This is a genomic window from Salibacterium sp. K-3 (assembly GCF_054052005.1).
The window spans coordinates 1465946-1491298 of the sequence record NZ_JBSVZE010000001.1 but is presented as its reverse complement, the minus strand read 5'-3'; the positions used below and the strand labels follow the sequence as shown (position 1 = coordinate 1491298).

The following is a 25353-nucleotide window of genomic DNA, read 5'->3' as shown; positions in this document are numbered from 1 at the left end:
TTCGTGGTAGTTCTTACTTTGAGGAGAGCTTTAATCGCAAACTCAATGGCCTCATATCAGTCCATATTCTCTCAATGTGCTCCAAACACTCCGATTTTTCACCGACAGTCCCTTCTTCTGTCCATCCTTTTGGAACATTTTTGTGAGCCGGCCAGATAGAAAACTGTTCTTCGTTATTAAAAACTACCTTGTAGTTCATGGTACTTTCACTCATATTCTCACCTCCTTTTCCTGATATTCTTCTTCAATAGTTTCTTTTATATTTGATTTATTGAAGTCTGTATCACTAACGATTTTTCCGTAATCCACTTTAATCATTCGCTCGGCCATATGGTAATATTTATCATCATGGGAAATTACAAGAACTGTTTTTCCTCTCTTTTTTAAGTCCGGAAGCAGCTTCGAATAGAAAATATCTTTAAAGTGTGGGTCTTGATCGGCTGCCCACTCATCAAATACGTAAAACGCACGGTCTTCTAGATATGCATTTAATAACGCAAGTCTTTTTCGTTGCCCCTGAGATAAAGCCGTCGTTGAAAGCTTTCCGTTATCCACTTGAACTTTATGATTGAGTTGAAGAAGTTCAAGGTAGGCTTGAGCTTCTTTATTTTGCTCCTCTTCGTTGATACCTAGCAGATTATCAAAAAGATAAAAATCACTAAACACAACGGCAAACAATTGACGATAGTCATCAATATTGCTATCGTTGACTTCCTTACCATCAACTCGAATAGTTCCACTTTCTGGTTGATAAAGACCTGTGATCATTTTTGCCATCGTGGTCTTACCGCTTCCGTTTCCTCCTACTAAAAATAAAACTTCTCCAGGTTTAAACTCTAGTTCATCAATTGTTAAGGTGAAGTTTAAATCTTCTTTTTCACGGTAATATTCATGGGTGAGTTTTTCGATCTTTATCGATTTAAATTCTGGATTTTGGGAGTCTTGAACGTCTTCCATCACAGCGTCTTCATGCATGGATAGTCCAATACTTTCAATTTTTTTGAGCGAAACATTTGCACGTCCAAAGTGAGGAAGAGTGTTTAAAATTGTTATGAGCGGTGTGATCATATACAAAATAGCGAGCGTATAACCAACCAGTATTTCAGAACTCACATTGTTCATTGTCGGCCCCACAAAAAGTACCATTCCAATAAAGAAGAGAAACAATAGCTGTCCCCAGTTTCCTGCTGCAGTATAAATTGTCATCCCTTTAACTGTGCTGTTATAAACCCCTTTAATGGTAGGCGTCAGATGATCGTTAAAAAAAGCAAGACGTCTTTTCTTGTTAGTCTTTAGCTCCTTCGTTCCTCTTGTTAATGCATTGAAATGGTTAAACAGCTCATCTTGTCTTTCCCGTCCCTCAACTAAATACTTATGGGCTAATCTCATCAGGCCTTGATAGCTAAGAAAAGCAAGAGCCATAAAAGCAAGCCCGTATCCTAAAACTGAAAGAGATAAGTAGCTCATATATGCTAAACAACCAGCTACGATAACAAGATTAATAATCAGCATTGGACTTGAGGATATAGCATTCATGACGGTCATTACATCATCAGTTAAAATTGCAAGTAATTTGTGTGAACCTTCTTTTTCTAATTTTCTAAGAGGTGTTGATAAAATACGCTTACTTAAATTCAATCTCAATTTAATAATTGACCCTTGAGCGAGCTTAATTAATAAATAACCTGATAACAAACTGCTCAAGAAGGTAAAAAAACATAGACCTAAAAAGGGGAAAATCATCGAATACGTATTGGAACCCTCACTATTTAAAATCTGGTTTATTAACGCAATAACTCCCGTGCTGCTTGCTCCGCTAATAACGCCAGCAATCAGGGCTAAAATAATATTTTTTCTTGAATTGCTAAATAAAAATTTAAATACTTTCATAATCCCCACTCGCTTCCATCAAATTTGTTTCCGACATATTTTTATCTCAAAGACATTACTGGTTTATGGCCTCGGAACAATGATTTTGCGAGACCTTTCCTTTTGTTACTTGACTCCAGTATTTAACACTCGTTTCCGACTCTGAGGTAAGGATTAGATTACACTTGACCTGCTTGGTACACACCAAACGTTGCAGGTTCTCCTTTATGCCTTCGTTTATATGGTAAAAAGTAAAGAGATTATAAAGATGTTGCGGAGTCGTCTCCGTTGCAACAAGGTGATGTTTCTTTAATAAGTCACATACTACTCCCCATTCGTCCTCGTTATCTGTTTGTTTTAGTAACTCATTAAGAACTTCATCAGATACTCCAATTCTTGCTAAATCAAGTTCCTTCATTAAAAATGAAGTCATAACCTTTTCCTTCGTCACATCTAGTTCAGGTGAATCTATAAGGTGAAGAAATTCAACCTCCTCTCCTCCAGCTTCCAAATATTCTACAATGCCCAAAGCCAGCACACTGCCTGATCCTTCTGCTGCAAAACGATAGGGACCTTTTTTTTGAATGTCCAAAATTCCATCAACAATATCTCTTATCCATTTATGAAACACACCCTTTGTTACCCCCTGAACTCTTTCTTTCACCTCAACAGTCAATGGTGAGTTAAAATTCACTTCATGAATCAGGTTGTCAACAGGTGGGGGCTGAATACCAATTACTTTGTAGTCCAATCCAACCGTTAAGGCTGTATCAATCCCATTTAAGCCAAGAGGTGATGAGAAAACACTTTCCAGTTCAGGTATATAAAACAATGATTGACCTAAGGTAGTTTGTTCTGTGAATGGTTCACTATCAAGTAATGAAGTTTCATTATTTTGCAATATTTCAAGCCTTCCCAGCCACTCATTTCGCTCCTGTATTTCTTCAAGTAGTAAGCGAATTGTTGGCTTTTCGTAGATTAATTCTAACGGGACTACTTGTCCTACTACATTTTCAAATTGATTCATAAGGTAAACGGCAGAGAGAGAATTCCCACCTAATTCAAAGAAATCATCGTCCATCCCGACTCGATCGATGTTTAGAATCTCCTTAAATGCACGTCCCAACTCTTTTTCGACCGGACGTACTAAGGGAGTATACTCTCGTATTAATTCTCGAGGAGACGGTGGTTCCGGTAACGCCTTACGATCAAGCTTTCCATTCGGATTAACTGGAAACACTTCCATAAATACTACGCGATCTGGGATCATAAATCTTGGCAATCTTGTTTTTAGAAGTGATTTGATCTCTTTTTCACTTAGGACCTCTTCTTTTAACCTCACGTAACTCACTAGAATACCTTGTGGATATTCTTCATTTTTTATATATATGACTACTGCTTCATTAACGAAATCGAGATCACTCATTACAGCTTCGACTTCTCCTAGCTCAATTCGTAATCCGCGGAGTTTGACTTGATTATCGTTACGACCCACATATTCAATGTTTCCATCAGAGTGAAACTTCGCTAAGTCACCGGTATAATACATCTGCTCCCCCTCTTTCGTTGAAAAAGGATTCGGCAAAAATTTCTCAGCTGTTAATGACGGTTTACCATGATAAGAGTGAGAAAGTCCCTTGCCCCCAATGTACAAATTACCCTTAACACCAACTCCGACGGGTTCTAGATCGTCATTTAAAATGTAGATCATTGTATTAGCCATTGGTTTACCAATTAGAACTTCTGTTTTTGTTTTGTCACATTTAAAAGACGTTACTTCAACCGAAGCTTCAGTTGGACCATATTGGTTATATAATTCTGCGTTAAAAAGGCTAAAGAATGCATCTTTTACTTGATTTGTTAAAGGCTCTCCACTACACATCACTCTTTTAATGGACTGACAGTGCCGCGCTTCTGGAACTTTTAACAATTCACCTAACATCGTTGGCACAAAATACATGGTTGTTAAACCACTGGTTCGAATTAAATCGACCAGATACTGACTATCCTTATGCTTCTCTCCCTCTGCTATAACAAGTGCAGCACCTGTACAGAGCGTTCCAAATATCTCAAAAACTGAATAGTCAAAACTTAGCGGAGTCTTATGAAGAACTCTTTCGTTTTCAATTTCTTCATAATTTTGGTCCATCCAAAGGATCCGGTTTACTACTCCTGAGTGAGGGACAATAACCCCTTTAGGCTTACCAGTCGACCCAGAGGTATAAATCATATAAGCCGGTTGTTCACTTACAGGCTTTCTTAACTTTTTTGGATATCGTTTTTCACGTAAAACATCCTCAATCTTCAAGCAATTCTGAACAAGTCCGACTAGCTCAGTTTCTCTTGTGGCCGTAGTCAGAACGCTTGACACATTTGAATCCTCGACCATATGCTCAATCCGGCTTTTTGGATAAGATGGATCTAACGGCAGGTAACCATATCCCGCTTTTAAAACTCCAATTAAACTGATGATCATCTCTGGAGAACGATCCATATAAATTCCAATAAAAGGTTCTTCGGTCGTTTGATCACTAACATATGCACATACTTTATCCGCTTCCCTGATTAGTTGCTGATACGTTAATTCTGAACCGTTATAAATCAAAGCAGGTTTCTTCGGATCTATTAGGGCTTGTTTTTCAATAAGTTGATGTAACAACAAATCCTCATCTTTGTATTCTTCCTGGGTGTTGTTCCACGTATGAACAATCTTCTCGTATTGCTTGTCTGGTAAAAAGCTGCTTTCATTTGTTAAACCTAGAGGATTATCTGTCATCTTGGAGAGAATTGTTTTATAGATATCTCCTATTACATCCATTTGATCTTCCGTGAACGTGCCCTTGTCATAAGCAAGAGTCAGTCGAATTTCATAATCAGGTGGGTGGTTAGAAAATGTCACCATTAATTTAAAATGGGTATCGTTGGCCGATTGCTTATTGAAATTCAAAAACTCCATTTTATTGGACTTCAAAAGTGGTTCCATCGAGTGAAAATATACATAATTAAACGCAGTCTCAAATAACGGGGCTTGATTCACATGACGCTGGATTTCAGGTAAAGGCAGTCTTCTAAATGGCATAATTGATTGTTCTAGAGTGAAGGTTTGTTTATATAAATCAACCCAACTCCCTTGTTTTATTTGCTGCCTAAACGGGACGGTATTAATAAAGAGCCCTTTAACTTTTTCCCCATCTCTCTGATCCATGCGTCCGTTGGTTACCATACCCGTTACAACGTCTGATTGTCCGCTAATTACTTGGAGAGCTTTCATATGTGAAGCTAGCAAAATACTTTTTACCGGCACTTGGTGCATTTCAGAAACACGCTTTAGGTTTTGTGAGACTTCTTTTTTCAGCTCCACAATTTTTCGATTTATTTTAAATGTTTCATTTGTAAGTTTTTTCGTCTCGTAAATCGGGATATGGAGGCTTTCGCAGTCATTTAAAAATGTTTTCCAAAAATCAATGTGATCCTGGCTGCGGATAGCCTTTTGCTCTAAATGCACGAAATCCCTGTAGTCCACAGACAATTCTTTACGAGGGCCTATCGTTTTCCCTTCAAGAAGGTCAAAGTACGTGTTAAAGATCTCTGCTAACGTTGACGTTAAGCTCCATCCATCAAAAATTAAATGACACTCCGTTAAACTAAATTGAAACGTATCATCGGTTCGTTGATGAACATAAAAACGTATTAAACCAGCTTTGGATAAATCAAACGTATTTTTCTTTTCAAACTCCACAAATTGACTAATTACATCCTCTTGCTCAGAGTGAGAAAGATGCCTGATATCTTCATATTCAACCTGTAAGTCCGCTGATTTATGAACAAGCTGCAACGGCACACTGAATTTTTTAAAATTAAAAGACGTTCGAAGCATCTCATTTTGAGAGACGGTTATTTGAACCGCTTCTTTAAAAACCGTATAGTCGAAGACTCCTCTTAGCTGGACACTGTCTACGTTGTGGTATAAAGGCTCTTTCGGATATAATTGCAAATGATAAAACATACCTTCTTGTGCTTTAACTAATGGGTAAGCGTCCTCTATATTGTCTCCCATTTTCATTCGGTCAACGTCACTAATTAATTCAAAAGATCCCAGCCGAACAAAAGCTTCTTCTTGTTTCCCCCCCTCCTCTAGAAATGTTGCTAATTCTTCAATGGTCTGATATTCAAATACGTCTTCAAGAGTGAACGTATACCCTTTTTTTTCAGCTTCAGAGATGATTTTTAAACTTCTGATACTATCTCCACCAAGTGAAAAGAAATTGTCGTCAACGTTGATGACTTCTTTCTTTAGCACACTCTTCCACACTTCTACTAAGTCCCTTTCAATTAACGTATGTGGCCCCTTCCCTCTATTGTTATCGTTGTTTACACAACGAGCCAGAAGGGAACCTTTGTCCACTTTCCCATTGGACGTCATTGGAATTGTTTCTACCGAATAGAGATGAGCAGGATACATATACCGAGGAACATCAGAAAGGAGGGATTTTTGAATCTCCTTTAGTTGATCACCGTGTACCTCCTTGAAAACAACGAATGACGCTAATTCGTTTTCCCCTTGCTCATTTTTATGAACCAACACAATACAATTTTCAATACTTCTATAACCGAGAATCACTTGTTGAAGCTCTCCTGGTTCAATTCGGTGACCTTTTATTTTCACCTGATCGTCCGTTCTCCCTACATATTCAATATCATGATTAGCTGTATACTTTGCAATATCACCTGTTTTGTACAAACGAGCACCTGTATCTGAAAATGGGCTGGGAACCATTTTTTCCGCTGTTAAAGAAAAACGATCATGATACCCAAGTGCGATCCCAGCTCCTTCAACATAGATTTCTCCTGGAACACCGATAGGAACGGGTTGATAATTTTCGTCTAGAATATAAACCTGTAAGTCGTCTAAAGGCCTGCCAATAAGACTTCCATTATTCTTTAAATCCTCTTCTTTAATTTCTTTACATGTGACATGAACCGTTGTTTCTGTAATTCCATACATGTTAATAAGCTTGGTTTTATCCCCATAATGCTTAAACCATGGTTGTAGATCACTAAATTGCAACGCTTCACCGCCAAATATGATGTACTTTAAATCATGAGTTAAAGTCTTATAACCATCTAGTACACGTGAAATTTCTTTAAAAGCAGATGGAGTTTGATTTAATACAGTGATCTTCTCTTTGCTGAGGAACTGGAAAAACTCATTAGGTTTTCGTTTAAGTTCTGTAGAGATAATATAAACTGCCCCTCCGTGAAAAAGGGCTCCCCATAGTTCCCAAACAGAAAAATCAAATGCTGTAGAATGAAATAATGTCCATTTGTCATCTTCTGTAAACCGCATATGTTTGGACGCACTTTCAAACAACCGCTTCACATTGTGATGAGTATTTAAGACTCCTTTAGGGGACCCGGTAGAGCCAGAAGTATAAATAATATAAGCAACCTGATCCGGGTAAACAGATAAATGTAAACCATCACTTTTTTCATTTCGCCAATTTTCACCGTTATAATGAATTATTGTATAGGAATCTTCCAAAAGATAATTGTGATCAGTTAAAAGGTACTTACATCCAGAGTCTTTTAATATATATTTACGTCTGTTCTCAGGCTGTTCAGGATCTAAAGGAATATAAGTACCTCCAGCTTTAAGAATGGCAAGGATGCTTATGATAAAGCCAATGGATCTGTCTAGCGAGACAGCTACTTTTGTTTCTGTTTTTACCCCTTGCTTCAATAAATATCTAGAAAGCCGATTAGAAGCCTTGTCCAGCTCGCTGTACGTAATACGTTCTTCCTTAGCAATGACGGCTGCTTTGTGTGGAAACTCCTTAGCTCTATTCTCAAAAATCTCATGAATAGTGGCAGACTTGTCATACGTTTGTACCTCTTGAGAGATCAAAACCTGTTCCTCTTCTTTAGAAATTCCCTTTACTTGAGAAACCAGTTTATCAGTTTCTTGTACAGTTTCTTCTAAAAGGTGGATAAAGTTTTGAACCATTCTCTTTGCTGTGGCAGGTTTAAATAAGTTACTATATTCAATAAATCCTTCAATGGAGTAGGCTCCCTCCATTATTGATAAGGAAAGATGGACTTTGCTTGTTTCTGTTTTCACTTTATAAGGTTCAAGTGAACACTCTCCCAATTGTAAATTTGGATGGTGTTCTCGTTGGTAGACAAACATTGATTGAAACACCGGATTTTCAGATAAATTTCGCTCAATGTTTAATTCATCTACCAACTTATCGAAAGGAAAGTCCTGATAATTTAACGTGGCTATTGTTTCTTGATGAACCAATTCGATAAATTTATCTATAGAAGTTTCAGGGTGAATCACGGTTTTCAAAGGAACAGTATTTGCAAAGCAACCGATTAGCGGTTCTACATCCAAATGGTCACGATTAGAAACTGGAACGCCTAGCACAAGCTGTTTTTGACCTGAATACTTGTACAGAAACAGGTAATATGCAGACAACATAATGGCAAATGGAGAAACAGACTTCTCTTTACTTAAAGACTTTATGTTTTCTACAGTACTTTCACAAAGGGCGAATCGTTCAATATCACCCTTATATAATTGCTTCTTTGCCACTTTGAAGTCATATGGCAATTGTAGGCTATCTATATTCTGACCAAGTTTTTTCTTAAAAAATTGAATGTGTTTATCAAAATCTCCTTGCTCATATTTATCTTTTTGCCATTTTGCATAGTCAGCATACTGAATTGAAAGCTTTTCGTTTACCTCTACGCCATGTTGATACATATCTGCAATCTCTTTCATCAATATACCTGTGCTCCAACCGTCGAAAATGATGTGGTTTAACACAAGAAGTAAAATGTGATCGTCATCTGTGACTTTAAATAACGTTATATGAAACAACATTCCATTCCACGGAATCTGCTTACAAGCTGCCTGATTCACTTGCTGTTGGATCGATTCTTGTTCAATAGTAGACTCAGCGCGAATAGGAACAACAGGTATATCCACTGGTACATAAGGCAATATCACTTGTACAGGACGACCATTTTCTTTACGAAAGCTGGCTCTCAATATCTCATGTTTTTTGATGACTCCATTAAACGCTGCAGTTAGTTTCTCAACATCCAAACGTCCTTTGATCCGCATCGCTAGAGGAATATTATACGCTGCACTATCTGGTGCAAGTTCGTTTATAAACCATAGTCGTTCTTGTGCAAAAGATAAGGGGAAATCATTTTCACTTTCTCTTCGTGGAATTCCTTTCGTTTCTTTAAGCCCCTTTTGCTTCTTCAGCTTTTCAAGCATTTCTATCTTTTTATCGATCCCCATTTGCTTACCTCATACCTCCTCTGCCATGGTCATCTTCTCTGCCTCAAGATAAGTATGAGACACCTTATCAATGTACGACACTTCGTCAGAATGCAACACTTTTATTGCCTCACAAAGCTCTTCAATGATCTCTGTTTCAAAGATCAGGCTTACTGGTATATCTAATTCATAGACTTTTCTTAACCGAGAAATAATCTGTGTAGCATTTAAAGAATGCCCGCCAAGTTCAAAGAAATTATCTCTAATGCCTAGCTCTTCCGTGTTTAAGACTTCACCCCAAATCCTTATCATGACCTCTTCCATTTCATTTCGAGGTGGAATATACGTTTTGTTCTCACGCTCTTCGTGTAAGTTTACCAATGCCTGCTTGTCAATTTTTCCATTGATCGTAAGCGGAATAGTTGTAACCTCGATAAAATGGGTAGGTTCCATATAATCCGGGAGCCATTCCTTTGCATAAGCCCGAAGTACGTCTGCACTTGCTTCTCCCACAAAGAATGTGACAAGCAATTGTTTAGTTATGAGAACTACACTTTCCAATACATAGGGGTGCTGGTTTATTAGAGTTTCAATTTCATTCAAGTCCACTCGCTTACCGTTAATCTTAAGTTGATCATCCGCTCGATATAGAAATTCAATTTGACCATTTGCCATCAGCCGTACAATGTCTCCTGTTTTATAAAGCCTGTCTCCAGAAGAAAAGGGGTTGGGGATATATCGTTCTGCAGTTAAACCAGCCTGTTCGATGTACCCACGAGCCACGCCTAATCCACCTATATATAATTCGCCTTCCTCACCAATCGAAGCGAATTCCATATTTTCTTTTAATACATAGGCAGTCATATTATCGATCGGTGAGCCTATCGGCATGAAAGCCTCATGTTTAACTGTTGAAAATGTCGCATTCGCTGTTGTCTCAGTGGGTCCATATAAATTAACAACAGATAGATCAGGGAATAGAGCCCAGGTCTTTTTTAAAACTCCTTGCCCCATTTTCTCTCCTCCTATAAACAAGGTGGAAAGTTGACTTTTAACACGATTCAGCAGTCCGTCATTTTTATCAAGTTCTTCTACCAGTACTCTCCAGTATGCAGGAACACAATTGATGGCGTTACATTGATAATCCAAAAAAGCATTTAAAAACTGTGATGGCTCCAGAACTTGATTTTCGGAAAAAACAAATATTTTCTCTCCTCGTATTAATGGAAGGAAAACCTGTTTCAAAAAGGCATCAAATCCAAGTTCTGAACTAAACGGAAGTCTCACATCTCTCGAGAATTTTTCATTAAACCAAGTCAAATAATTAATTACATTCCCATGTTCTACCCCCACACCCTTAGGAAGTGCAGTTGTACCAGAGGTATAGAGAACATAAGCAAGTTGGTGAGGTTCAATGACATCCTGCTTCCATTCTTCCTCTTCATCTGCAAGTATCTTTTCGTTAGAAATATTTAAATGATGAACCTCGTACTCATTTACTAATTCTGTATTTGATATGAACACTTTCACTTTACTATCTTCTAAAACATGTTTAATTCTTTTTGATGGCCACTTCGGATCAACAGGCACAAATGCTGCTCCTGCTTTCAGCGATGCAATCATTGAAATCACTGCATCGACAGATCGCGGCAGACTAATTGCCACACGCTCTTCAGGTCGAACCCTCTTCTTAATATAATTAGCTAAGCGATTTGATTTACAATCTAGCTCTTTATACGTGAGATAGTGATCTCCTGATACAACTGCTAAAGCGTCTGGAATTTCATTTGTCGTCTTTGTCAATTGATCAATGATCGTAGAAGGCTCGCTGGAATACTCAACTGAACCAAATGAACTGTATATGATTTTCTTTTCTTCTTCCGCACTAATGACCGCCATTTCTTCTACTGCTTTATCTGGATTTTCTAAACATTGCAATAGAAAGAATTCAAATTGACGGAGTAACCAAACAGCATCTGGTTGATGAAAGCCCATTTGATTAAAATCTAGAAAAATATCAACATTCTCCGACGTTTCTAACACTGTCAGTAACAGTCGGTAGTTATCATTAACGGTATGAACAGTGTTAACTTTGACAGAGATAGATTCAACTTGCTCTTTCTTTTCCATATATCGAAATTGGTACGGTATTGTGTCATTTGCATCTTTAAGTATGGTAGAGGGATTGATATACTCTAATTTTTCAAAAATATCATCCAGTTGCGTGTTCATCTGTTTATTCAAATCCCGATATGCCCCAACGTTTGTATTAAGTTCAATTGGCAGTACTTTCTCAAACTGCCCTATGGATGGTTTTAACTCATCATAGTTTCTTCCATCACTCACAAACCCAACTAGCACATCTGCGCAGGCTACCTTTGATAAAAAGCTCTTCCAGGTAGTAAAAAGAACGGTGCCAGGTTTTATCGCATGTTTTTTTGTGAAAGCCATTAGTTTTTGCTTCGCTTCATCGCTAAGTCTTCTCTTCACATTACCTGCTTCAAAGTTTTTTGAATGACCAGGAAGGTATTCAAAAGGCAGTGATTTCTTAACCTGATTCCAATCTAGTGAGTGCTTTTCTTCAAACAGCTCATCCTGCCACTGAGAAAAGTCTACATATTGAATAAGGTCTTTTTCGTCAGTTGTCTGACCTGTGACATGTAATTGGACGGTTTGCATAACGAGCATTTGAAGAGAATGAATGTCCACATTTAAACTGTGGCCATATAACCTCAATTCATGTATATCTTTATCAACTTGGTTAAGGATGACACCGATCATTTTTCCGACTGGCTGTTTTATTTGGTCAATTATAGAACTTACTTCATTGTCATCCTTGATGCTGCCTGTTTCAGGTGGGTTCGATTCACATAAAATAAATGGTCCCTCTTCACCAATTATCTGGATTGGGTAGTGAATGCCTTCCAATTTATCAAAAGTAGTACTAAATGATTCGTGACGGTTGATCACGTTCACTAGACTCTCTTTAAAGGATTGTATTGACTGTACTCCTTTTAATGTGACGGACAAGTAATTATAAAATGGGTGGTTCTGATCTTGCATAACCTGCCAAATCCTTTTTTGCTGATTAGATAACTCATACCCCTCTATCGTCACCAGCATAACCCTCCCTTATTGTTTACCAATTTTTTGATTCCGTCATGCCTACAAGCGTCTTCCGATCTCCTGTGTATGGTGTTCGACCATGAGCCACCATCATGTTATCAAGCATTAAAATGTCTCCTTTCTGCCATGGAAACTTGACTGTTTGTTCGGTATAAACCTCTCTAATCTCTTGTAATACTTCCCGTTCAATACTCGTTCCATCCCCGTAAAATGAGTTCTTTGGAACATCTTGCTCATCATATTGATGCAGGAGTTCTTGTCTAATTTCATCATTAAGGGTCGTTAGATGAAACGCAGAAATCTGATTAAACCAAAGGGGCTCATCAGTAACAGGGTGCCTTGTGATAGCCGGACGAACCTGTTCAATTCTCAAGTGATCTCCCGTTTTCCATATGCAATTCATATTGTTTTTCTTACATATCTCCTCCACAACTTTCCTCTCTTCTGTTTGAAAAGCATCCTGCCATCTAACTCCAAGAGGAAGACCTAAATTTCGAACATACATCACATTTTTTTCGCTGAATTTCTTTATAATAGTTGGGTCCAATTTTTCATATATCCTTCTACTATCGGCAATAGGTGTCTCTCCTCCTGTTTGAGCAGGAATATCACAATAAAAAAATATTTTCATTGGCCATTCGTGGCTGTAAGCCATTTCATTGTGCAACTCAATATGCTGGTCTTTAGCAAAATCGGTTGAGGTGTAAATCTGATTTTTAACAGTACTTCTCGGCGTCACATTATCACTGTATTCCAATAGTTCACCGGAGATTTGATTGATGAATAAATGAAAATTTTTTACATTGGTGATGTTACAGTCACGGAATAATATACCTCCATGTTTATGAAGTGTATCAGTCACCTCACTTTTATTTGCCTTAACCCATTCGAAAATATCGACACCGTCAGCATTAGGCTCCATGACGAGAGGAAGATTTTGTCCTTTTTGAAAATATCTTGTTTTAATAAAATTATTATTAGACTGCACTACTTTTCTTCTTTTTCTATTAATCCTTAATGATTCTGCCAACTGTTGACTCCTCCTTGGTTTTTATTATTCACATTTGCAGACTTTCTTCTTAATTGATTAAGCTGGTGTACATTTCTGTCTTTTTTTTGTCTGCTTAAATACTCGCTCTTTGCCGAAAGCCTAGCGGATACTTCTGACTTTAAGTCAGTAAAAGAATATTCTACTTCTTCAGTAAGCATTAATAGTATATTTTCTAACATATTCAAGTAACGATGAATGGTTTGTTCTCTAAAACAAGAACAGTTATAGTTGACATCTAGCTCAAGTTGCTCTCCCGGCACGATCGATAGTGTTAAAGGGAAGTTTGTCTGTTCCTCTACTTTTACATGTTTTACAGTTACGCCATCTAACAGAGACAATCCATTATCTGCAGACATAAGGTTCGGAAAATTTGCAAATATAAGGCAAGTGTCGAATAGTAACGCTTTTTCTTTGTAGTAAATCCATTCTTTAACCTCTAATAAGGATGTACTTTCAGCCTCATTGATCTTTACAAGTTTCCTATGCATATCTGATAGCAGATCATTCATGTTTGCATCTTGGGGAAGGTGCATGCCTACTGGCAGTGTATTAATAAACATGCCCACCATTTGTTCAATGTCTTGCAGTGGTGCAGTACGTCCTGACAAAACGGATCCAAAAACGACCATCTCACTTTTGGTTTCAATGCCTAAAAAAATCCCCCAAGCAGTCTGAATAAGCGTGTTTAATGTCGTCCTCTCGTTTATGGCTGTTTGTTTTAATCGTTTTGTTAATGACCTGGACAATTTGTGTTTAATTTCGTTATTTCCTTGATCCCCACTTTGGATGTGCACCAATAACCCACGGCTTTCATAACCATTTAAAATCTCTTGAAAGAAGGACTTATTCTTTTTTGTCTCGTGGTTTTGCTGCCAATCTACATATTTTCCAAATGACGGAGAAGCTATCTCTACCGGTGTACGTGAATTTTTTAGAGCGGCATAAGCATTTGTCATTTGCTGAATCACCATAGGCATCGACCAGCCATCAAGTAATAGGTGATGATAGCTCCAAACAAAGTAATACCTATTTTCATCTAGCTTGATAAGCAGAAGTCGAATCAGCGAATCAGATTCAACATCAAACGGCAGCTTTCTTTTCTTCTCACACTCTTCTTTAAGGCCTGTTAATAAATCTTCTTCGTTTTCAAATATTCCAATCCAATCTTGAATTTCTAATTGTGTCAATATATTACTATTAATAACATGAAATGGTCTTGAAAATCCTTTCCATAGATAAGAAGCTCTGAGAATATCATTCTGAGAAATGACGTGCTGCCATGCTTTTTCAAAAGCATCAACATCTAAATTGCCTATGATTTCAAAAGAAATTTGCTCTACATACACCCCTGATTCAGGATGCATCATGGTGTGAAACAACATCCCCTCTTGGGCAGGTGTCATGGGGTAAATATCCTCAGTTTCGTTAGGGTACTCATTAACAAGATCCCATTCTTCTTGATCCAATAAAATTCTCTCAAAATGTTTAGGGAGCTTGGTTTTACCTTCCAATTCACTGCTTATCTCAATAATTTTTTCTACATATTCAGTGAAATAGGAAGTGAGTTGATCCATAGTCTCTCGGTAGTGATGTTGCTTACTATACATCCAGTTAATGACAAGCTCTCCGTCATAAACCGCCCCTTCGAGATCGACAAGGTATGCTCTCTGAGCTGATGGATCGCGAATTGGTTCAATATTTTCTTGTGATATTTCAAAAACAGAGGAACTAAACGTGTTGATTTGACCAAGGTAATTAAAACTGACATCCGCCTGACCATTAAACGGTTCCTGTTTCAAAAATTTAAGTACTCCATATCCTAAACCGTTATTTGGAACAGCCCGAAGTTCACGACTAATATTAATCACTTCTTTAAGGAGTGACATATGATTCTTAAATGAATAGGAGAATGGATATAAAGTAGTGAACCAACCGACGGTTCTAGTCAGGTTCATTCCCTGATCGATATTTTCTCTTCCATGCCCTTCAATATCAATTTTCACATTTTGGTTCTGTGACCATTCCCGCAAACTTAGAAGTAAAGCGGCAATAAGTGTTTCTTGTATCTTTGTTCCAAGGGTCTGGTGCACTTTAGTTATTAATGAGTCTGTTTGAGTTTTTGAAAACGTAACACTCCTCTTTTCCATGGTGCCTTCTGTATTCTTTGTGTGAGGTACTTTCGAATCTTTTGGAATCACAAATTGAGTTTCGTCTATTTCTTTCCAGAACGGCACTTCTTCCAAAAGCATTTCAGAATGAGCATATTGCCGAAGAACATACGCCCATTCTTTAATAGATGTGGTTTTTGCAGGATGGTTAATAGTAGTGTTTTGTTTAAACTGAACATAAGCGTTTCCCAGATCCTCAAGTAAAATTCGCCATGAAACACCATCAACTACTAAATGATGGATTGTTAAAAAGAGAGAGTCGCCCTTTTCCTCTTTAAATAAAACGGCTTTCACTAGTGGGCCATCCTTAAAATCAAGAGAAGTTTGAGCTTGATTAATCAATTTTGTTTTTAAATTTTGGTCCTCATTTCTGATGTCTTTAATTTCCAAGTGATATAGAGGTTGAGTAACTTCTTCATGAACCCAGCCGTGTATTTCTTTTTTGAATACAGTTGTAAACACGTCATGCTGTTTGAATGTACTTTCTAGCGCTTTATCAAGTGCAACCGTATCAACAATTTCTTTACACGTAAGAATAATCGACTGATTCCAATGAAAAGGATTCGGAAATTTCTTTTCAAAAAACCATTTTTGAATCGGTGTAAACAGATCGTTGTCATCTTTATCAAATGACATTCTGCTTTCTTTGATTTCACTTTTATTTTTCGTAATATTCTGGTCAATTTTTTCAATGGTTTGGTAATGAAACAGGTCGTTGGTACTTAGGCCAAACTCTTGGCACCTAGCTACAATTTGCATGGCTATGATTGAATCTCCACCAAGTTCAAAGAAGTTATCTGTTGTGCTTATAGACTGTACTTGTAATACTTCTTCCCATACTTCCACCAACTTTTTCTGTCTATCGTTAACAGCCGCTCTATATTCGCTTCGATCTTTATTGGTTTCATTCACTTTTGGCAAAGATTGTTTGTCGATTTTGCCATTTGTAAGAAGGGGGAGTGCCTCGATAAGTACTATTCTGTTAGGAATCATATAGTCTGGTAGATACTCTTTCAGTTTGGTCTTAATCATTCTTTCTTTAGTATCCTCATTCGTAGTTACATAGGCATAAATTCTTTTACGCTGGTCCGAACCTCCTACGACAACTAAGGCTTCTTTAATCATAGATATTGATAATAGAGCTTTTTCGATTTCTCCCACTTCCACTCTAAACCCTCGAACCTTAACCTGATCATCTTTTCGACCGAGAAACTGAACAGTACCATTTTCTAAGATACGGGCTAAATCTCCTGTTTTGTACATCCTGGCTCCTTCCATCTGCCTAAAAGGATCAGGAATAAAGCTCTCTGCCGTACGTTCTGGAACATTAAAATATCCTGAGGCTAAAATACTCCCTCCGATATAAAGCTCACCGGTTTGTCCAACGCTTACTGCTCTTCCCATAGAGTCCAATACGTAAAGAGCTCTTCCAGGGAAAGGATAGCCAATGGGTACCGTTCCCTCACCAGGTAAATCGTTCTTCTTTAGCGGATAATAAGAGCAAGTAGTTACGATTTCTGTCGGTCCATAAAAATTACATAACTCAGCATTACCTTCGTAGATGCGATACCATTTTTCCGCTTGCCTGACAGATAACGTGTCTCCTCCTACTGCCAGAAGACGTAAACTATCCATGACAAGCGTCTTATCTGCAAGCACATAATAGTTTACAATTTCATTCCAATAAGGAGTTGGAAGGTTAGCGATGGTAATGTGATCACGGTTAACATTGTCTGTAAAATTTTTTGCACTCCACATATCATCATCTTTTTTGACAACGACACAACCGCCTCTCAATAAAGTCGGAAATACCTGTTCCAAGGAGGGATCAAATGTTAGTGTGCCAAATTGTAAAACGACGTCTTCTTCACAAATATTAAATGTTTTTGCAAAAGCTTCATAATGCTGTAAGGCAGCGGAGTGCGTCACATTCACCCCTTTTGGCTTTCCTGTTGAACCTGATGTATACATGATATAGGCGGTCTGCTCCGGCGAGAAATCCATTTGGTGATCCCGTAGTTCAACCGAAAAAGTATCTTCTAAACGAATCGTAGGTACTACATGGGATGATGGGATATCTCCTAATGTAACGACAAAACGAGCTTTACTATCATTTAGAATATAGCTGATTCTTTCCTTTGGCATTTTCGCATCTAACGGAACATACACACCTCCTGCCTTAAGAATGCCTAGTAAAGCTATGATGCTCTCGGGGGATTTTTTCATATAGATAGCCACACGGTCTTCATTTATTAATCCTTTATCTAGAAGATGTTGGGCTAACTTTTGAGACTTTAACAAAAGCTCATGATACGTATAAGCGACTTCATTATTTTTTACAGCTACTTTTTGTGGCGTTCTTTTTGCTTGTTTCTCAAAACTTTCAAACAAAGTTCCTGCTTCTATGTCCCCTTCTACAGCAGCAAGTTGAGCTGGAGCATTGATCAATTGAATAGAATCAACAGTCCGAGTAATGTCGTGCGTTATCGCTTCTAAACATAAAACCATTTGCTTTTTTATATCCTCAATAACAGTTTCACTGAAAATATTTGAATCATAGTGAAAACGCAACGCAAATTGGTCTTCATATGGAATGATAGCAAGGCTTAACGGAAAACTTGATTTCTCTTCAACTACAAAGTCTGTTATCCAAAATCCTAATTCCTCCGTGTTAAACATTTTATGATCGAATGGATAGTTTTCAAATACGACAATACTGTCAAACAAGCTGGATTCTACTTCGCTTAGCTTTTGGACCTCATATAAAGGGGTATAGTCAAATTGTGATAGTTGACTTTGTTCCGACTGTACCGCTTGAATGATCGATAACAAGCTATAATCTTCTTGAAGTGTGACGCGTAATGGCAAAGTATTGATAAACGGACCTACAATTTTATCTACACCTTGAATCTCTGGTTGTCGTCCAGACATAACACTTCCAAAGAGGACATCTTTTTGATCTGTAATGCTATTAATTACCAAGGCCCATGCCCCTTGAAAAATTGAAAACGGGGTTACATTTCTTTCTTTTGCCAGCTCTTCTACTTTCATTCTAAATACACTATCTAATATATAATCAGCATGTCTATCCTGTTTAGCGTTATGGTACTCAGCGTGTAATAAATAGCTTGGCTCCGATACTTCTTGAAGTGTTTTTTTAAAGAAATGTCTTGCGGAAGCTAAATCTTGTTGATTCAACCAAGATATATAACGATGATATTGCGGGGCCTCTTCAAGGTATGGCATTTCTCCTTTTAATAGACTCGTATAAATTGTGATTACATCGTTTAGTACGATTGGCATAGACCATCCATCCATCAGCAGATGATGAAATGTCCAAATTACGTAATAGCTGTCCTCTTCACAAAGCAAATGAAAATTCATAAGTGGCCCATCTGTCACATTAATTCCTTGCTTTCTAATATCCTTTGCGAATTCGATTGGGGGTTGACCAGAATAACACCAGTCACGAACAACCCAAGGAAAATCAAGTTCCTTATGAACAACTTGAAGCACTTTATCAGACTCTTTCCAATGGAAGGTTGTTCTTAAAGCCTCGTGTTTAGAAATCACGTTATTCCAAGCTGTTTTAAATAAAGCGATATCCAATGTTCCCTCTACCCTAAAACAAAGCTGCTGCACATAAAGTTCCGCATCTGGTTGGTGAATGGTATGAAACAACATTCCTTTTTGCAAAGGAGAACATTCATAAATGTTTGAAATGTTTTTTAAATTCATTTTCGCTCCCCCTATGGCTTCTGTTCAATGGTTGAAAGGAACTTTTCCAAAGAAGCTTGATCGAGGTTAGCTTCTGGAAAGTCATTGGATACAAAACCAACCTCTTCGGTATTGGTACAATAAGAAATAAACTTTTCCACAGATTCTATGATCTCTTCCGTCAAGGCTGTAATCTTCTCAGCACTATGCACACTCGGATAATAGGCAACCCTTATATACAACTGATTGTTTATAAAATAAGGCTCAAATTCAAGTAAATATATCCTTTTTTCTTCACTATGTCTCACACTCTCACTTAAAAAACTATGAACATCTAATATTTCTGATTCAAAGAAGGTCTGATCAAGTTTTCCTAAATAGTTATAGCTAAACAAAGCACCGGTGGATTTCTGCTTACCTTCTTGCCATCCAGATAATCCAAAGCCCATGCCACCATATAACGGTTTACGCAAATTTTTTTTCACGCTTTTTAAAATATCACCCGTCGCTTGACTCCTAATATCCTTAAACTGCATAGGGTAGACACTAGTAAACCAGCCAACCGTTCTCGATAGATCAAGTTCGTCATCGAGTGAGTACCGTCCATGTGATTCTAAATCCATGATGACATTACTGTCTTTTGTTAAATTTTGCAGCGAACACACGACGGCTGATAAAATAACTTCATTCGCTTTCGTACCAAAATATTTAGGAACTTCTTTAATAAGAGCCTGAGACAAATCCTTTGTTATAGTTTTTTCCAGATAAACCTTTTCTCCTTCTGTTCCTTTATCCAGACCAGCAAGACTGCCTGGCTTCACATGTTCATTCCATAGTTGGTCTTCCTCTCTTTTTACGTGTTCAGCCAGTTCTGGAAGATGCTGAATCCATTGTTGATATGTTGACCTTTCAGGGAGCAGCTCAACAACTCTGCCATTAAGAAGAGATTCCATTGCTACATCAAGATCTTTAAGAAGAATTTGCCATGATACCATATCTACCAAAAGGTGATGAATAATGATAACAATATCGTCGTCCTGATGATTCCCCATATTAAAATATCCCGCATATACAAGTGGTCCTTTTTCAATGTCTAACAATCGTTGCATGTGTTCAGATTCAGTTTGAACATCTCGATCAGGATTATCATGGCTTGAAAAGTCAAAATACGAAAGCTCTACTGTGTCACCCTCTTCTGTGAATATTTGCCTCCATCCAGTTCCTTCATTTTTAAATTTCAATCGTAGTGAATCATGAGCGTTGACAATAAAATCAAAAGCTTTTTGAAAAAGGCTTAGTGGCAGACTTCTTTTACACTTCATACGAATGGCCTGGTTCCAGTGATTAGGATAAAGAAAGTTTTGTGAAAAGAACCATTGTTGAATGGGAGACAAAGGAAGTTCTCCCTTACTCTTCGTGTTTGCACATTTCGTTGATCTTTTCATCACTGCTGCCATATGTTGAATAGTTCTTTTTTCAAAAATATCTTTTGGCTTTAGTAGCCATCCCTTCTCATTTGCCTTTGAAGATACTTGAATCGCCAGGATTGAATCCCCCCCTAGTTCAAAAAAATTATGTTCAATCTTGACCTTAACGGCAAACATCTGTTCAAAAATTTCAACCAATATCTTTTCCCGTTCATTTTTTGGATCTGTTGCAGACTGATCTGTTATTTGACTTTTCATTGTTGTCAGCTTTTTCATATCCACTTTTCCGTTTTGGGTCAAAGGGAATTTATCTATTACGATAAATTGACTTGGTATCATAAAATCAGGTAATTTTTTTGCCAGCGTCTTTTTTATTGTTTCTACTGAAAAAGAGTGGGAGTTTGTAGACACAAAAGCTTTAAGTCTTGTTGCTCCGTTTTCACTTTGTGTGCCTAGAACAACTGCCTTTAAAACATCTTGATTTTCTTCAATGACTCCTTGAATCTCCATTGCTTCAATACGGAATCCATTCACTTTTATCTGTCCGTCGACTCTTCCAAGAAATTGAATACTGCCATCTTCATTGTACTTAGCTAAATCACCTGTTCGGTAAAGTCTGTCTCCGTTCCCATAAGGATTAGGTAAAAAACGTTCAGAAGTTAGTCCTGGTTGATTATTGTACCCTCGTGCAATTCCATGACCTGCTAGATAAATTTCCCCTGATGTTCCTTTAGGTACAAATTGTAGAGAATTATCCAGGATGTGAATTTTTACATGAGAAGCAGGAAAACCAATTGGCACAACCGAATGATCACTTTCTTTTAATTTATAATAGCTTGACCAAACCGTACCTTCAGTTGGTCCGTATTCATTAAATAACAATATATGAGGATAGTGCGTTTTTTGATAATTATGGAGACTTTTGGGGAACTGTTCCCCAGCCACAATGACACATGCCAAATACTTCAACGTTTCTTTAGTAGCTTGTTCAAAGAGCAATTGAATAAAAGAAGGAACACTCAGCATGTGTGTTACCTTATGCTCTATAATAGAATCTATAATGTTTGAAATATCCAACTGTTTGTGTAAATCAGATAAGATCACATTTCCACCTGACGATAACGTCCAGAACAACCCAACAAGAGAGCTATCAAAAGAGATGGGGGAAAGTAACAAAAAATTGCATTTACTGTTTTCAGAATACACTTTTTTTCTTGCCATATTTGAGTAGTAAATATTGTCATGGCTAACCATTACCCCTTTTGGTTTCCCTGTTGAACCGGAAGTGTAAATAATGTAAGCCAACTGGTGCGGGAGAAAAGTTTTAAGTGGTACATCTACGGGAGCTGACAAATCAGTCAAGCTGTTCATAGGAATAGAGAAACCAGCGAAATTCATTCGTTCATTACATAAAATTAATGAGATGTCAGCGTCTTGAATCATGTATTCGAGACGTCCTTGAGGATAGGAGAGATCTAATGGAACATAAACAGCACCTGCTTTTAAGATTCCCAGGATCCCAATAACAACATCTACACCCGGCTTTAACGCAATTCCTATCCGTTCTTCTCGAGAAATACCTTTATGAATAAGATTTTTAGCTACTACATCTGACTTTTTGACAAGTTCTTCATACGTAATGGATCCGTCAGGACCTGTTACGGCGATAGATTTTGGGGTTGTACGGGCATGCTTCTCCATTTCATCTACAATAGAACATTTTGGTTCTCTTGCTAAAATTGAAGGGTTTAAGTCAATAAGCTGTTCTCTAACCTGTTCTTTGCTTAATAAAGAGTAGTCCTTAAGTTGAAGACTGTCGTTTTTCACAATTTCTTTAAGTAAAGTTACAAAATGTTGTGATAACCGTTTAATCATTCCTTCATGGTATCTATCCGGGTCAAAAATCATTCTAAAATGAAGTTCCCGGTTATATTCGACACCCTCTAGCTCAAGCTCGAATTGTGTAATAGTTCTCTTCAAGGGATAAACTTCAACGTCAATCGTCCCTATTCTCCCTTTTGCACCAGCCACGCCAAGAAAAACAGCACCAAGGTTGTTTTTGGTTATACTCCTTATGTTTTGAAAACTGAACATGACGTTTGTAAAATGGCGCCCATCTTCCCCAAGGCCACTTTCCTTAATTAAGGTCGTTAAATCCGAAAAGGATATGTCCTTATGATCGACAGTTGCCTTGTACGTTTCGTTTATTTGTTGCACAAGATCATTAAACGTAATGTCGTTAGAAAAATGACCGTCAATATAGAGTGTATTAGCGTAAAAACCTACACTGTCTAACGTTTTTGTGTTTCTTCTGGCAAAGGGCGTAGCTACCCAAATGCATTCTTGGCTGCTATATTTTTGAAGGAGCAGCTGGTAGGCAGTTAAAAGAAGCATATAGAGCGTAACTCGATTTCTTTTCGCCACCTCTTTTAACTTAGCAGTCACCTTGCTATCAATGAAGAAAAAGAATGGCTCTCCTCTAAAAGACTGGTGCACAGAATTTTTAGAAGGGAGATCAACAGGAAATAACCCTCCTGATCGCTCAAGTCGCTTAGCCCAATACTCAAGCTCTTTTGTTTTATCTTTTTCGTTTTGTTCTTGTACAAATGAATGATAATGGGAGCTAATATATCGATTTTCAGTTTCATACGGATATTTTTCATAAATACGTCCTAATTCTTTCATCATCACCATAATAGACCATCCATCAATGGCCAGGTGATGAACAACAAATAACAGAATATGTTGACCCTTTGAATTAATGTAGGTACGAGCTTTAAACAACTTCCCTTTTTCTAAATCAAAAGGAAGATAAGCTTCGTGTAAAAGAATTTGATTAAATTGGTCCGTGGACATATTAGATAAATCCTTATGTCGGTAATCTACTTTTTGGTTTTCAATGACTTTTTGATACGGTCGGTTATCGATAAATTGATAGCTTGTTCTTAACGTTTCGTATTTATCAACAATGCCTTGAAAGGCTGCAGCCAAAGCATCAAAGTCAATATCTTTCGGTAACACCCATGCAGCATACATATTTAACTGATTTTGATTTGAAGAAAGATAATGTGAGCGCCACATATCTTCCTGATTTGGCGATAACTGAAACAGTTTTGATTCTTCTACAAGCATTAGGTCTCCCCCTTTCTGTTTTATTAGACCAGCTCTTTTGTCGTATCAGTATCATGAATTATTTGTTCCGAAGTCATCAGACCGGACTTTATTACTCCATATACACCGTGTACGTTGTTTGTCCAATGGCCGGCAAAATACAGACCATCGACAGGCGATTTAGGACCCATTCTTGCTAACCATGGTTGATTGTTTCTTTTTTCCCAACCATACATTGCTCCTTTATCATTTAATGTATAGCGATGAATAGTTCTTGGAGTCGCCAACTCATGCCTGACGATACGATTTTTAAAACCGGGCAGTTGTTGCTCGATTCGTTCCAGGTAATCTGTTAGGAGATAGTCTTTTCCTTTATCTATTCGTACTGATTCGATTTCATCATAGTCACAAAGGGACGTCGCACTGATAACGGCGTGACCTTCAGGTGCGAGATTATGACCTACATGGCTTGGACAACAAATAGACATTGGTATACTTTCTTTTTCTTCTGGATGATAATAAATACGGGATTGGTCTCGATCAAATTCTGGCAGGACAAATAATTCGTGGGGGATGTTTTTGCTCCAATAATCGTCATCTTTTATCCCGGCGTATAAAACAATTGCAGAGCAAGATGGTTTGAGCTTTTGAAATTTCTTTTTATAAACAGAGGGTAAGTGTTCTTCACCTAAGAGATCAAAAAAAGTAGTTTTCATGTCGATATTTGACACAATCGTGTCAGCAAAGTGATCGTTGCCTTTATGGTCTTTTACACCAATAACTCGGTTTTCTTCAACTTTGATAGACTCGATTTTTCTTATTAATAACACGTGAGAATCGTTTTCTTCAATATATCTTCTTAACAGGTTGGCAAACGCTTGAGTACTTTCTTTGGGATAAAATGCACCATTATGATAAGACATTAAAACACTAATCATATAAGCAGCGGATAACAATTTTGGAGTTGTCCCCGTATAAAGAAACAAAGTAGAAAGAACTGATAACGCTTCTGGTTCTTGTATATAGTTTTGCAAAAAATCCTCAAAAGATAAATTTTGGATACTTTTGAATTCCCGGAACTTTTCCTTTTGGGAAAAGTGTTTTTTTGCATAGTTTGTACCAAGAAGAATATGACCAATTTTAAATATTTTTGAAAAAGTTAATTTAATACCTTGTCTCTCTTGGGGAAACCACTCGCACATCTTATCTCTAAGCTCATTTAAGTCAGATGGGATATCGTATTCTTTAGTTCCAATACGGACTGTGCACATCGGATTTACTTTTTTAAAAACAATATCTTTCTCAATACCAAGGTCAGTGAGGAAATCCCCGATTAAATCTCCCTTTTCGCAACCGCCCATTAAATGAACTGCAGCATCAAAAGTAAACTTTTTTCTACGGAAGGTGCTAGCACAGCCGCCAACAACATAATGCTGATCAACTACAAGAACTTTTCGACCTTCTTTTACTAAATTAGCAGCTGTCGAAAGTCCTCCAAGCCCTGCTCCGATAACAATTACATCGTATTTTCCCACTTATCTCCCCTCACTCACCATTAAAATTAGTTATTTTACAAATTCAATCAACTACATC

8 protein-coding genes are annotated in these 25353 nt (G+C 37.5%); all 8 read right to left on the bottom strand.

Going from position 1 to position 25353, the window contains the following annotated elements:
- Positions 1-13 precede the first annotated feature (13 nt).
- The 8 genes from ACW9JV_RS07375 to ACW9JV_RS07340 are packed head-to-tail and all read right to left on the bottom strand — an operon-like array spanning position 14 to position 25295.
- Positions 14-214: an MbtH family protein gene (locus ACW9JV_RS07375; RefSeq protein WP_457332841.1), complete on the bottom strand. Its 201-nt coding sequence runs from the start codon at positions 212-214 to the stop codon at positions 14-16.
- Positions 211-1890: a cyclic peptide export ABC transporter gene (locus ACW9JV_RS07370; protein WP_457332839.1), complete on the bottom strand. Its 1680-nt coding sequence runs from the start codon at positions 1888-1890 to the stop codon at positions 211-213. The genes ACW9JV_RS07375 and ACW9JV_RS07370 overlap by 4 nt, the downstream gene beginning before the upstream one ends.
- Positions 1891-1945: 55 nt before the next feature.
- Positions 1946-9181 (bottom strand): amino acid adenylation domain-containing protein, encoded by a 7236-nt coding sequence (locus ACW9JV_RS07365; protein ID WP_457332837.1) that lies wholly within the window; start codon positions 9179-9181, stop codon positions 1946-1948.
- A 9-nt stretch (positions 9182-9190) separates the two neighbouring features.
- Positions 9191-12283: an amino acid adenylation domain-containing protein gene (locus tag ACW9JV_RS07360; protein WP_457332835.1), complete on the bottom strand. Its 3093-nt coding sequence runs from the start codon at positions 12281-12283 to the stop codon at positions 9191-9193.
- A gap of 16 nt (positions 12284-12299) precedes the next feature.
- Entirely contained in the window at positions 12300-13316 is a 1017-nt protein-coding gene (locus ACW9JV_RS07355) for a TauD/TfdA family dioxygenase (protein WP_457332833.1), read from the bottom strand.
- Positions 13301-19243, bottom strand: coding sequence for an amino acid adenylation domain-containing protein (locus tag ACW9JV_RS07350; protein WP_457332831.1), 5943 nt, complete (start codon positions 19241-19243; stop codon positions 13301-13303). The genes ACW9JV_RS07355 and ACW9JV_RS07350 overlap by 16 nt, the downstream gene beginning before the upstream one ends.
- A gap of 11 nt (positions 19244-19254) precedes the next feature.
- Positions 19255-23781 carry an amino acid adenylation domain-containing protein gene (locus ACW9JV_RS07345; RefSeq protein WP_457332828.1) on the bottom strand — a complete coding sequence of 1509 codons (4527 nt, stop codon included), beginning with the start codon at positions 23779-23781 and terminating at the stop codon, positions 19255-19257.
- 23 nt (positions 23782-23804) lie between these two features.
- The gene (locus ACW9JV_RS07340; RefSeq protein ID WP_457332826.1) at positions 23805-25295 is read right to left on the bottom strand and encodes a phytoene desaturase family protein; all 1491 of its coding nucleotides are present in this window, start codon (positions 25293-25295) and stop codon (positions 23805-23807) included.
- Positions 25296-25353: the final 58 nt, after the last annotated feature.